At 61.2% G+C, this 12,479-nt stretch carries 12 protein-coding genes; 5 read left to right on the forward strand and 7 right to left on the reverse strand.

The window, feature by feature from the left end:
- Nucleotides 1-39: 39 nt before the first annotated feature.
- The 4 genes from C0058_RS09525 to C0058_RS09545 form a co-directional block, all read right to left on the reverse strand.
- On the reverse strand, nucleotides 40-1,056 hold the full coding sequence (locus C0058_RS09525; protein WP_102368442.1) for an alpha/beta hydrolase: 1,017 nt from the start codon (nucleotides 1,054-1,056) through the stop codon (nucleotides 40-42).
- A 25-nt stretch (nucleotides 1,057-1,081) separates the two neighbouring features.
- Nucleotides 1,082-1,501 carry an organic hydroperoxide resistance protein gene (locus C0058_RS09530; RefSeq protein ID WP_003218695.1) on the reverse strand — a complete coding sequence of 140 codons (420 nt, stop codon included), beginning with the start codon at nucleotides 1,499-1,501 and terminating at the stop codon, nucleotides 1,082-1,084.
- Nucleotides 1,502-1,754: 253 nt separating this feature from the next.
- Entirely contained in the window at nucleotides 1,755-2,207 is a 453-nt protein-coding gene (locus C0058_RS09540; RefSeq protein WP_003218693.1) for a MarR family winged helix-turn-helix transcriptional regulator, read from the reverse strand.
- A gap of 77 nt (nucleotides 2,208-2,284) precedes the next feature.
- On the reverse strand, nucleotides 2,285-3,235 hold the full coding sequence (locus C0058_RS09545) for a LysR family transcriptional regulator (protein WP_008437773.1): 951 nt from the start codon (nucleotides 3,233-3,235) through the stop codon (nucleotides 2,285-2,287).
- 108 nt (nucleotides 3,236-3,343) lie between these two features.
- On the opposite strand from C0058_RS09545, the gene C0058_RS09550 reads away from it, so the two are divergent.
- Nucleotides 3,344-4,093: a sulfite exporter TauE/SafE family protein gene (locus tag C0058_RS09550; protein WP_087693650.1), complete on the forward strand. Its 750-nt coding sequence runs from the start codon at nucleotides 3,344-3,346 to the stop codon at nucleotides 4,091-4,093.
- Here C0058_RS09550 and C0058_RS09555 read toward each other — a convergent pair.
- Nucleotides 4,083-4,964, reverse strand: a complete 882-nt coding sequence (locus tag C0058_RS09555) for a LysR family transcriptional regulator (RefSeq protein WP_023659060.1) — start codon at nucleotides 4,962-4,964, stop codon at nucleotides 4,083-4,085. The genes C0058_RS09550 and C0058_RS09555 overlap by 11 nt on opposite strands.
- A 70-nt stretch (nucleotides 4,965-5,034) precedes the next feature.
- Here C0058_RS09555 and C0058_RS09560 point away from each other — a divergent pair, with 70 nt between their 5' ends.
- Entirely contained in the window at nucleotides 5,035-5,241 is a 207-nt protein-coding gene (locus tag C0058_RS09560; protein ID WP_003218685.1) for a DUF1127 domain-containing protein, read from the forward strand.
- Between the two features lie 45 nt (nucleotides 5,242-5,286).
- A complete protein-coding gene (locus C0058_RS09565; protein ID WP_102368443.1) occupies nucleotides 5,287-6,516 on the forward strand; it encodes a winged helix-turn-helix domain-containing protein in 1,230 nt (409 codons plus the stop codon).
- Here C0058_RS09565 and C0058_RS09570 read toward each other — a convergent pair.
- Complete coding sequence (locus C0058_RS09570) at nucleotides 6,496-7,842, reverse strand: class II 3-deoxy-7-phosphoheptulonate synthase (RefSeq protein ID WP_102368444.1); 1,347 nt, start codon at nucleotides 7,840-7,842, stop codon at nucleotides 6,496-6,498. The two genes, C0058_RS09565 and C0058_RS09570, sit on opposite strands and share 21 nt — an antisense overlap.
- Before the next feature lie 118 nt (nucleotides 7,843-7,960).
- Here C0058_RS09570 and C0058_RS09575 point away from each other — a divergent pair, with 118 nt between their 5' ends.
- Nucleotides 7,961-8,716: a spermidine synthase gene (locus tag C0058_RS09575; RefSeq protein ID WP_102368445.1), complete on the forward strand. Its 756-nt coding sequence runs from the start codon at nucleotides 7,961-7,963 to the stop codon at nucleotides 8,714-8,716.
- Between the two features lie 844 nt (nucleotides 8,717-9,560).
- Here the strand turns inward: C0058_RS09575 and C0058_RS09590 are convergent.
- The gene (locus C0058_RS09590; RefSeq protein WP_102368446.1) at nucleotides 9,561-10,352 is read right to left on the reverse strand and encodes a crotonase/enoyl-CoA hydratase family protein; all 792 of its coding nucleotides are present in this window, start codon (nucleotides 10,350-10,352) and stop codon (nucleotides 9,561-9,563) included.
- 423 nt (nucleotides 10,353-10,775) lie between these two features.
- On the opposite strand from C0058_RS09590, the gene C0058_RS09600 reads away from it, so the two are divergent.
- Nucleotides 10,776-12,449 (forward strand): DEAD/DEAH box helicase, encoded by a 1,674-nt coding sequence (locus tag C0058_RS09600; RefSeq protein WP_003209050.1) that lies wholly within the window; start codon nucleotides 10,776-10,778, stop codon nucleotides 12,447-12,449.
- Nucleotides 12,450-12,479 lie beyond the last annotated feature (30 nt).

The raw sequence follows: 12,479 nt of genomic DNA on the forward strand, positions 1-12,479 counted from the left end.
GCCCGACCATGCGTCGGGCTTTTTTGTGGGTGCCGGTTTTTACTTCAGGTGTTGCTTCAGTTCCTCGGACGCCTGCAGCAGCGCCGAACGAACCTCCGGTACCTGGCTGACGACATTCAGCAAACCGTAGTCATGGATCATGCCGTTGTAGCGCACGGCGGTCACCGGTACACCGGCCTCATCCAGCTTGCGGGCATAGGCTTCGCCTTCGTCACGCAGCACGTCCGAGCCTGCGGTCTGAATCAACGCAGGTGGCAAACCCTTGAGCTGCGCGGTGCTTGCCCGCAGGGGCGACGCATAGATCTCGGCGCGCTGGTTGGTGTCGGTGGTGTAGTTGTCCCAGAACCACTTCATCATGTTGCGGGTCAGGAAGTGGCCTTCGGCAAACTGGTTGTAGGACCCGGTGTCGAAGTTGGCGTCGGTCACCGGCCACAACAGCAGTTGGAACTTGATTGACGGAGTGCCCCTGTCCTTGGCCATCAGGCTGACCACCGCTGCCATGTTGCCGCCGACGCTGTTGCCGGCGACGGCCAGGCGTTTGCCATCGACGTTGATCTCGCTGCCGTGTTCGGCCACCCACTTGGTTGCCCCGTACGCCTGGTTGATCGCCACAGGGTAGTGCGCTTCAGGTGATGGCGTGTAGTTGACGAACACCGCCGCCGCTCCGGACCCCACCACCAGGTCACGCACCAGGCGCTCGTGGGTCGGGAAATCCCCGAGTACCCAGCCACCGCCGTGGAAGAACATGAACACCGGCAATGTGCCCTTGACCCCGGCCGGACGCACGATGGTCAGGCTCAGCGGCTGGCCATCGACCTGAATGGTCTTCTGGCTCACGTCGGCCTTGGGCAGCGTCAGTTTCACGCCTGACTGTGCGCCTGTCAGCACCGCACGGGCTTCCCTGGGCGTCAGTTGCTCCATCGGTTTGCCGGTGCCGGCGTTCAGTACATCGAGAAACGCCTGGGTGTTGTGTTCCACGTCACCGCTGGCCGCAAAGGCATTGGTGATCGAGAAGGCGAGCAGGGTGCCGGTGAGTACTTTGCCAAATGTGTTCATGTTCTTCTCCAAAAAACCGCGTGGGTCAGACGGTTACGTGCAGGCGTACATCGACGTTGCCACGGGTGGCGTTGGAGTAAGGGCAGACCTGGTGCGCAGCGTCGACCAGGCTTTGCGCGTCGTCCTGGGCCAGGCCGGGCAAGCTGACGTGCAGGTCGATGTCCAGGCCGAAACCGCCGGGGATTTGACCGATGCCGACGTGGGCAGTGATCGAAGCGTCATCCGGGATTTTGCGTTTGGTCTGGCTGGCGACGAATTTCAGGGCACCGATGAAGCAGGCGGAGTAACCGGCGGCGAACAGTTGTTCCGGGTTGGTGGCCTGGCCACCCGCGCCGCCCAGTTCTTTTGGCGTGGAGAGTTTTACATCGAGGATGTTGTCGCTGGAAACAGCACGACCATCACGGCCGCCGGTGGCGGTGGCTACTGCGGTGTAGAGAGCTTGCATGGTGATTTCCTCGTCAGTGTTTGCGCTAAATGTTTGCGCGCTAAGTAAGTGGCGAGGTGAATGTATCGCGCTAATAGTTAGTGCGCAAGATATATTTGGAAAATATTTTGCGTGCTTTGATAGCCAGGCATTGCACAAACAAATGTGGGAGCGGGCTTGCTCGCGAATGCGGTGTGACAGTCACTAGATGCATTGACTGATCCACCGCATTCGCGAGCAAGCCCGCTCCCACATTTTTTGATGCGTGGTGCCTTTAGAGGGAGACTTGCAGGTTTTTTCGCAGTGCCAGTAAATCGCCCTGCAGCTTGCGCAACTGCTCGATGTCCAGCCCGCTGGCGCCCAGGATGCACTGTGGAATATCCATGGCTTTGTCCCGCAGGGCGCGCCCGGCCTCGGTCAATTCAACCACCACCACGCGCTCGTCTTCGCGGCTGCGGGTGCGGCTGAGCAGGCCTTCGGCTTCCAGGCGCTTGAGCAGCGGCGTCAGGGAGCCGGGATCCGTCAGCAGGCGATTGCTGATTTCGCCTACGGTCAAGCCATCCTCTTCCCACAGCACCATCATGGCCAGGTACTGCGGATAGGTCAGGCCGAGGGCTTGCAGCAGCGGTTTGTAGACCTTGGTCATCAACAACGAGGTGGAATGCAGGGCAAAACACAGCTGGTTGTCGAGCAACAAGGATTCGCAGGTATCGAGGGGCTTGGTCATGGCAGTGCCTTAAAACGTGTCTGGTTTCGAATCTAGCGGGCAAATCTTTAACGCGCCAGACAATTCTGTCCGGCCGGTCAACCCAGGCCGCTTTGCAGTGCAAGGTCCCAGGGCGGCACAGGGCTGAAGCGCGCCTTGAGGTATTCCAGCAACAAGCGGCTGCGGGCGTTGGCGTGTTGCTCCAGGCGTAGCGCATAGATGCCTGCGGTTTCAGGCGTCGGCAGGCCGTTCTCGCAGAACAGCGGGACCAGTTCACCGCGCACCAGGTATTCACTGGCGAGCCAGGTGGGCAGATGCGCAACACCCAGTCCGGCCAGCGCGCCTGAAAGCAGGGCTTCGGCGTTATTGGCGCTCATGCGAATGCGCTGCGGGCGGTAGGTGGATTTGCGCCCATCGAGCTCAAAACGCCAGGCGAACATCGGTGCCAGGCCTTCCCAATCCAGGCCGTCATGCTCGCTTAACTGGCTGGGATGGGTCGGGGTGCCACGGCTTTTCAGGTAGGCCGGGCTTGCGCAAGCGATGCGCACGATGCTGGCCAGTGGCGTGGCAATCAGCCGGGTGTCGACGATATGCCCGGCCCGCAGCACCAGGTCGACCTTGCCCAGATGCTCGCCCTGCATGTCGACAAAGCTGTCGATCAAGTGCAGGTGCACGTCCAGTCCCGGATAGACATTGAGAAAGTCAGCGATGGCAGGCGCCAAATGCCGCCTGCCGAAAGCCGCCGGTGCGTCCACGCGGATCAAGCCTTCAGGCGCATGACTCAGCGACACCGCTTCGGCCCGCGCCAGTTGCAGCTCGCTGACAATCCGCCGGGCGCGCTCGGCAAACGCCAGGCCGGCGGGCGTCGGCACCACCGCATGGGTGCTGCGTTGAAACAGCCGGCTACCCACCGAGCTTTCCAGGCTGTCGATGCGCCGCGCCACGGCCGAGGGCGTGAGCGGGTGACGGCGCGCGGCTGCGGAAAAGCTGCCGGCTTCCAGTACGTCGAGAAACAGGCTCAGTTGATCGGTCAATGTATTGGGGTTCATCAGCGTCTGCTTGTGCGAGATTGGCACAGCCATTGTGCGTTGCTGTGCGTTTCCGCACCAGAGCGGACTGCGTAGCATGCAAGGCCTAGGAACAGCAGGAGCGAGCGGGTGGCAGATTTAGCGTTGTATTTAATGCTGGGCGTAGCGTTGGGCACGGTCGGTGGCTTGTTCGGCATCGGCGGCGGGCTGATTGCCATTCCCGTGCTGGGAGTATTTTTCGGCCTCGACCAGCAGATCGCCCAAGGCACGGCCCTGGTGATGGTGGTGCCGAATGTGATGCTGGCGTTGTGGCGTTATCACCAGCGTAACCGGATTGAATTGCGTCATGCACTGCCGTTGGGCGTGATGGGTTTTTCCTTCGCCTGGCTGGGCTCGATCTGGGCGGTGGGGATCGATGCTGACGTGATGCGGGTGGGTTTTATCGCGTTTCTGCTGGTATTGGCGTCCTACAACCTGCTGCGAATGTTTACCCACAATGCACCGCCGTCAGCGCAGATGCGTTATTCCTGGCCGTGGCTTGGGGTGTTGGGCGCGGCGTCAGGCTCCATGGGTGGCTTGTTCGGGGTGGGCGGTGCAGTGGTTGCCACGCCGGTGCTGACCAGCATCTTCGGCACCAGCCAGGTGGTGGCCCAAGGGCTGTCGCTGGCCCTGGCGCTGCCGAGCACCAGCGTGACCCTGGTGACCTACGCCTGGCACCACGAAGTGGACTGGCTGATCGGCGTGCCTTTGGCCGTCGGCGGTTTGCTCAGTATCAGTTGGGGCGTGAAAGTCGCCCACGCCATGCCGGAGCGCATGTTACGCGGGCTGTTCTGCGGGTTCCTGGCGGTGTGTGCGGTGATGCTGACGTTTAAAGTTTGAAGCCTTCGAGGATGTATTCGGCGAGGCATTCGGTAATCGGCGAGGTGGTGCGCGGGTTGCGCAACAGCCGCAGGTTGACCGACGGCAGCGGCGGAAAACCGTCCGCTGTGCCCAATATGCGCAGGTCTTCGGTCACCAGGCTTTCCATATTGATCGTGACGGCCAGGCCGGCACCCACCACTGCGAGGATCGCGGCCCCGTTGGAGCTGTGATACGCCAGTCGGTACTCCTGCCCCTGGGCGTCCAGCGCGGCGCGTGCCCACTGCGTGCAAAAACTGTCGAGGCCGGAAATGGCCAGGGGCAGGGCGCTGTGCTCATCCATGCAGAAGCAGGGCGCCGCCACCCACACCATGCGTTCATGGCGCAGCAGTTCGCCGATTTCATTTCCCGGTTCGCGGCTGATAACGGTCAGGTCGAGGTCCCGGCGCTGCATCAGCACCGGCGACGACTCGCAGTGCATTTCAATCTGGATCAGCGGGTAAGCCTTGGAGAAGCGCTTGAGAATCCCCGGCAAGTAGCGCATCACGTAATCGTCCGGGGTGCCGATGCGCACCAACCCGACCATGTGCGGCTCGCGCAGGGTGTTGAACACCTCGCTGTGCAGCTTCAGGATCCTGCGGGCATAGCCCAATAGCACCTGGCCTTCCGGAGTCAGCCGCACCTGGCGACCATCGCGCTCGAACAACTTGCGCTGCAACACATCTTCTTCCAGGCGTTTCATCTGCATGCTCACCGCCGACTGGGTGCGGTTGACCTGCTCGCCGGCGCGGGTAAAGCCCCCTTGATCAGCGATGGCGACGAAGGTGCGCAGCACCTCGGTGTCGATACTCGGGTAGCTGGACAATTGATCAATCTCCGAGATGTATTGCATAAGAAACATTCGTTGGATTGATCATAGCGCCAGGCACAGACTTCAGTCATCCCCACTGGAGGGCGAGATGATGAAAGGTCAAAGAGGCTTTGTACTGATGGCGAAGCGGCCGTTTTCCGGGCTGCTTCAACTGGGTTCCCGGTGGATGGCCGTGCACCGTGAGCGTCAGCTGTTGATGAGCATGAGCGATGAGGCGCTCAAGGACATCGGGCTCAACCGTGGCGATGTCGAGCAGGAAAGCCGCCGGCATTTTTGGGAAGACCCGCTGCGAAAATGACTCGGGATGCAGTAGGGTGGTTCGCGAGCACACAAGGAGATGCCCATGCCCGCAGAACTGTCCTTTTCCCTCAAGCAGGCGCGACGCCTGGCGCTGGCCGCCCAGGGTTTTTCCGGGCGCCAGCCGCCGGCGTTGATCAAGGCGGCGCAGGTCAATCGCCTGGTTGAGCGTTTGGGCGTGTTGCAGATTGATTCGGTAAATGCGGTGGTGCGTTCGCACTACCTGCCGCTGTTTTCCCGTCTGGGGCATTACTCTCCGTTGATTCTAGAACAGGCCGCCTGGAGTTCGGGGCGGCGCCGCTCGCTGTTCGAATATTGGGGCCATGAGGCGTCGTTGTTGCCAATGGCGCTGTACCCATTGATGCGCTGGCGCATGGAACGGGCGGCCCGGGGGCAGGGGATCTATCAGCAAATGGCGCGTTTTGGTCGCGAGCAGCAGGCCACCATCGCCCGGGTGCTGGGCATCGTCGAACAACAAGGCGCCCTGGGTGCGGGCAGTTTGTCGACCCGCGAGGAGCGCGCCGGCCCGTGGTGGGACTGGAGCGATGAAAAGCATGCGCTGGAATGGTTGTTCGCCGCCGGCCAGGTGACCGTCGCCGGGCGGCGGGGTTTTGAGCGTTTGTATGACCTGCCGGAGCGTGTGATCCCGGCCGACATTCTCCAGCAAGCCCCCTTGGACGAGGCTGAGGCGCAACGCGGTTTGCTGCTGCACAGCGCCACGGCGCTGGGGGTGGGCACTGAAAAAGACCTGCGCGACTACTTCCGTCTGGACCCGGCCGACAGCCGTGGGCGCCTGGCGGAGCTGGTCGAGGATGGGCAATTGATCACCTGCGACGTGCAGGGCTGGAAACAGCCGGCTTATTGCCTGCCCGAGCCGAAAGTCCCGCGCAAGGTGCCTGCCAGCGCACTGTTATCGCCTTTTGATTCGCTGATCTGGGAGCGCAGCCGTACCGAGCGGTTGTTCGATTTCCGCTATCGCCTGGAGATCTACACGCCTCAGGACAAGCGGGTATATGGCTACTACGTGCTGCCGTTCCTGCACAACGAGCGGATCGCCGCGCGCGTGGATCTGCGGGCGGAACGGGCGGCCGGACGCCTGGCGGTGCACGCCGTTCACGAGGAAGAGCCGGGGCTGGACGAGGAGGGCATGCGCGCGCTGGCCCTGAATCTGCGGCAGATGGCCGACTGGCTCGGGCTTGAGCAGATACAGCTCAATTGCCAGCGGGCCAGTGCGGCACGGTTGCGGGTAGAGCTTTTAACGCTTGACCTGTTTTAGCGTCTCGGCAATCAGGAATGCCAATTCCAGCGACTGATCGGCATTCATCCGTGGGTCGCAGTGGGTGTGGTAGCGGTCCGACAACCCGTCTTCGGTAATCGGCCGTGCGCCACCGATGCACTCGGTGACGTTCTGCCCGGTCATCTCGATATGAATCCCGCCGGCGTAAGTGCCTTCGGCTTCATGCACCTGGAAGAACTCCTTCACCTCACTGAGAATCTGCGCGAAGTCCCGTGTCTTGTAGCCGCTGCTGGCCTTGATGGTGTTGCCGTGCATCGGGTCGGAACTCCACAGCACCTGCTTGCCCTCGCGCTGTACCGCGCGGATCAGGTTGGGCAGATGGTCGCCGACCTTGCTGGCACCCATGCGCGCAATCAGGTTGAGGCGGCCCGGGTCGTTGTCCGGGTTGAGGATGTCGATCAGGCGGATCAGGTCGTCGGGGTTCATGCTCGGGCCGACCTTGACCCCGATCGGGTTGTTCACCCCGCGCAGGAATTCGACGTGGGCACCGTCCAGTTGGCGGGTGCGATCACCGATCCAGAGCATGTGTGCCGAGCAGTCGTAATAGTCGTTGGTCAGGCTGTCGCGGCGCACGAAGGCTTGTTCGTAGTTGAGCAGCAGCGCTTCGTGGGCGGTGAAGAAACTGGTCTCGCGCAGTTGCGGCGAGCTGTCCATGCCACAGGCACGCATGAAGGCCAGGGTTTCGTCGATGCGGTCGGCCAGTTGGCTGTACTTCTCGGCCAGGGCGGAGTTGGCGATGAAGTCCAGGTTCCACTTGTGCACCTGGTGCAGGTCGGCAAAACCGCCCTGGGCAAACGCCCGCAGCAGGTTCAGGGTGGCGGTGGACTGGTGGTAGGACTGCAGCAGGCGGTCCGGATCGGGCACGCGGCTTTTTTCGTCGAAGCCGATACCGTTGACGATATCGCCGCGGTAGGCGGGCAGGGTGATGCCGTCGATGGTTTCATCGTTGGAAGAGCGCGGCTTGGCGAACTGGCCCGCCATACGCCCGACCTTGACCACCGGGCAGCCGGCAGCGAAGGTCATCACAATCGCCATCTGCAGCAGCACCTTGAAGGTGTCGCGGATTTTTGCCGCGGAGAACTCGGCAAAACTCTCGGCGCAATCGCCGCCTTGCAACAGGAAGGCGCGACCCTGGGTCACCTCGGCAAACTGACGGCGCAACTCACGGGCTTCACCGGCAAACACCAGCGGCGGATAGCTCGCCAGGGTTTGCTCGACCTGCGACAAATGCGCGGCGTCAGGGTACTGGGGTTGTTGCTGGATCGGCAGGGCGCGCCAGCTGTCGGGGCTCCAGGGTTGGCTCATCATGAACTCGAGTGATTTGCGGTCGGGCCGTCATGTTATCAGCAATTAGTACGTGACCTGCTGCCGCCGGATCGCCCACAATCCCGGCTTTCCCGTTGGCACGCCGTTAGGAGTTGCAATGTCTGAGGAGCGCGTCGAGCGCCTGCTGGCCGAGGTCCATGATGACTTCGGCATGATCCGCGTGCTGGAAGTGGCCGATTACCGCTTTCTCGAGTTTGGCGATGCCATCGAGCAGAGTTGTGTGTTTACTGCTGACCCGAGCTGGTTGGAGTATGACTACACCCGCGCGATGCTGATTGGGGCGTTGTGCCATGAGCAGCCGGAGAGTGCGTTGTTCCTGGGCTTGGGCGCTGGGACGTTGACCCAGGCCTGTCTGAAGTTTTTGCCTTTGGAAGATGTTGAGGCCATCGAACTGCGGCCTGATGTGCCGCGTCTGGCCATTGAGTACTTGGGGCTGGATGATGATCCTCGGCTGTATATCCGCGTTGGGGATGCGTTGGAATTGCTGCCTTCGGCTGAGTCGGCGGACCTGATTTTTGTCGACCTGTATACGGATGTTGGCCCGGGCGTTGGGCATCTGGCCTGGACGTTTTTGGAGAACTGCCAGAAGAAGCTGAATCCGGGGGGGTGGTTGGTGATTAATCAGTGGGCTACGGATGATGGGAAGCCGTTGGGAGCGGCGTTGTTGCGTGGGTTGTATCACCGGCATTATTGGGAGTTGCCGGTGCAGGAGGGGAATGTGATTTTGCTGGTGCCGGCGGATCTGGATCAGGTGCTCGATGTGGCGGCGTTGTCGGCGCGGGCTGAGGGGTTGGCGTCGCGGTTGGGGTATTCGTTGCAGTCGCTGATCAAGGCGATTCGGCCGGCTACGTAGGGTTTTGATTGTGTACATATCCGTTGCTGCGGTAACGGCCGCTTATGGTTCCGCTCTTACAGCGGGTCACTTTTTTACAAACGCCTAAAAAAGTAACCAAAAAACGCTTTGCCCCACCACTCGGTGCCTCGCCTAGGCTCGGCATGCCCGCACTCCGGCCCGGTTCCGCGGGCCGCCGCGACGGGCCATCCATGGCCCGGCGCGGCTAAATCGGCATCCTTGCCGATTTACCCGCTCCACCGTGCCTACTTGCGGCCATCGTGGTTGACGGGGCCCGCAGATCAAAATCAAAAGCAAGAGCACGGCGGCCTGAAAGCCGACCTGAGTGTTAAAAGCAAAAGCAAAAGCAAAGACCAGAGCGAAAACAAAGCTGCTTTTCTGTAGGAGCTGGCTTGCCGGCGATGCAGACACCTCGGTACATCAGACACACCGAGGCGATGCCATCGCCGGCAAGCCAGCTCCTACAGTGCACCGTGCCCGCTTTAGCTTTTGATTTTGCTTTTAACACTCAAGTCGGCTTTCAGGCCGCTGTGCTCTTGATCTGCTTTTGATCTTGATCTTAGGCGCCCCGTTAAACCACGCTGGCCGAACGCAGGCTTTGGAGCGTGGGTAACCTGGCAGGACGCCAGGTTAGCCGTCCTGGGCCAAGGATGGCCCATGACGGCGGCCCACGGTCCAAAGCCGGAGTGAGGGCACACCGAGCCTAGGCGAGGTGCCGAGTGGTGGGGCAAGAGCGTTTTGCTTACTTTTGCGCTGTTCAAAAGTGAGCCGCTGTAAGAGCGGAACCAATAGTGGCCGTTACCTAAATAACGGATATGTACCCCGCCCCAAGCCCCCTCCACAATCAACAGCCTTTAAAAACCCCAGGCCGCTTCTCGATCATCGCCCGTACACCTTCCTTGGCATCCTCACTATTCAGCAGTTTCTCCACCAAAACGGGCAACCCGGCCGCCGCCGCGGTCTCCCCCTCGATCCGTGCCTGGCGCGCCGACATCAGCGTGGCCTGCACCCCCAGCGGCGCCTGCTGGGCAATGCGGTTTGCCAGCGCCACCGCCCGGGGCAACAAATCCTCGCTGGCCATCACCTCCTGCACCAACCCCAACCGCAGCGCTTCATGGGCATCAAACTCATCCCCCGTGAGCAACCAACGCATGGCATTCCCCCACCCCGCGATCTGATGAAAGCGCAACGTCGCGCCCCCAAAAGGAAAAATCCCGCGCTGCACTTCCATCTGCGCAAACCGGGTATTGCTGGCACACAGATTGATATCCGCCGCCAACATCAACTCGATACCAATGGTCAGGCAGTACCCCTGAGCCGCAACAATCACCGGCTTACTGACCCGGGGCCCCGCGAAAACGCCCCACGGATCACAACCACCCAACGGCGGTTGCCAGCCTTGTGCCATCGTGGGCCCCACATTGGCCAGGTCCAATCCGGCGGTAAAGTGATCGCCATGCCCGAAGACAATGGCCACCCGCGCTTGCTCATTGCGATCAAATTCGCCATACGCCAGGCTCAAATCATTGAGCAATTCCAGGTCGAACGCATTGCGCTTGGCCACGCGATCCAGCCCCAGCAACAGGATATGACCCTGCTGTTCACGGCTGACGCGGCTGTTGGTGGCTTGGTTCATGGGGTGTGCCCTCGGGCGCAAAGGGAGGTTTCGGACCGAAGGGCCCGCTGTTAAGGGTGAACCGTTTAAGCGTCATGACCAACAGGGCCGGGCCTTTGAAAAATAGACCCTGCTGCCTGGATGCGCAAAGCCTTTGATGCAGAGGCGTTTACCTGCGGTTTGCGATAAAAAAAGCTCCCTTTTTCAGCGATTTCCGGTATAGTGCGCGCCGGCCTTTAACCGGGCCGCGTTTAGGTAGCGCAATTCCCCGAAGTCAGCTTCGGCTGCACGTCCGCACAGCGGACTCTTCCTTGACGAATCTTTTTCATTCATTCGTTTTCGCAAATCCCCGCCGACAAAGCAGCCAGGGCGACTCTTGAGTCTCAACACGGCATGCGCAGCTTTGGAGCATGGGTCTTTGCGGATGCACTTAGAGGCAGACCCATGACCCAGGAAACCGGCGGCTTCGCCGCTTTTAATCTTAACCCGAACATTCTTGCTGCCGTCATCGCGACTGGCTACGAAGAACCTTCGGCTATTCAGCAGCAATCGATCCCGATCATCATGGCCGGCCAAGACATGATTGGCCAAGCGCAAACCGGTACCGGTAAAACCGCCGCGTTCGCCCTGCCAATCCTGCACTGCATCGATCCTGCCAAGCGCGAGCCGCAAGCCCTGATCCTGGCGCCAACCCGTGAGTTGGCGCTGCAAGTAGCAACCGCTTTCGAAACCTACGCCAAGCAAATGCCGGGCGTTACCGTTGTGGCCGTTTACGGCGGCGCGCCTATGGGCCCACAACTGAAAGCAATCCGTAACGGCGCACAGATCGTTGTCGCCACTCCGGGCCGTCTGTGCGACCACCTGCGTCGCGACGAAAAAGTGCTGTCGACCGTGAACCACCTGGTTCTGGACGAAGCTGACGAAATGCTCAAGCTGGGCTTCATGGACGACCTGGAAGTCATCTTCAAGGCACTGCCAGCAACCCGTCAGACCGTACTGTTCTCGGCTACCCTGCCACAGTCGATCCGTGCCATTGCCGAACGCCATCTGCGCGATCCGCAACACGTGAAGATCCAGACCAAGACTCAGACCGTTACCGCGATCGAACAGGCTCACCTGTTGGTTCACGCTGACCAGAAGACCTCGGCTGTATTGAGCCTGCTGGAAGTCGAAGACTTCGACGCCCTGATCATGTTCGTGCGCACCAAGCAAGCGACCCTGGACCTGGCCAGCGCCCTGGAAGCCAAAGGCTACAAAGCCGCTGCGCTGAACGGTGACATTGCCCAGAACCAGCGTGAGCGCGTGATCGACTCCCTCAAGGATGGCCGTCTGGACATCGTTGTGGCGACCGACGTTGCTGCCCGTGGCCTCGACGTTCCACGTATCACCCACGTGTTCAACGTTGACATGCCTTACGATCCAGAGTCCTACGTTCACCGTATCGGCCGTACCGGCCGTGCTGGTCGCGAAGGTCGTGCATTGTTGCTGGTGACTCCACGTGAGCGCCGCATGCTGCAAGTGATCGAGCGTGTAACCGGTCAGAAAGTTGCCGAAGTCCGCCTGCCGGATGCCCAGGCCGTTCTCGATGCGCGCATCAAGAAACTGACCAACAGCCTGTCGCCACTAGTGGCTGATGCTGAATCGACCCACGGCGACCTGCTGGACCGCCTGACTGCCGATATCGGTTGCACCCCGCGTGCCCTGGCTGCAGCCCTGCTGCGCAAGGCGACCAACGGTCAGGCCCTGACCCTGGCTGCCATCGAGAAAGAACGTCCACTGGTGCCGAACAACGCTCCGCGCGGTGATCGTCCAGAGCGTACTGGCGACCGTCCGGACCGTGGTGATCGTGAGCGTCGTGCTCCGGTTCCATTGGCTGAAGGCCGTGCTCGCTGCCGTACCGCGCTGGGCGCGCGTGATGGCATCGCTGCCAAGAACCTGCTGGGCGCTATCCTCAACGAGGGTGGCCTGGCACGTGAAGCAATCGGTCGCATCCAGGTGCGTGACAGCTTCTCCCTGGTGGAGCTGCCGGAAGATGGCCTGGAGAAACTCCTGACCAAGCTGAAGGACACCCGCGTTGCCGGTAAGCAGTTGAAGCTGCGTCGCTACCGCGAAGATTGATCCGCCCTTGGGCTGATTGATCGAACATAA

It is taken from the genome of Pseudomonas sp. NC02 (assembly GCF_002874965.1).
GTDB lineage: Bacteria > Pseudomonadota > Gammaproteobacteria > Pseudomonadales > Pseudomonadaceae > Aquipseudomonas.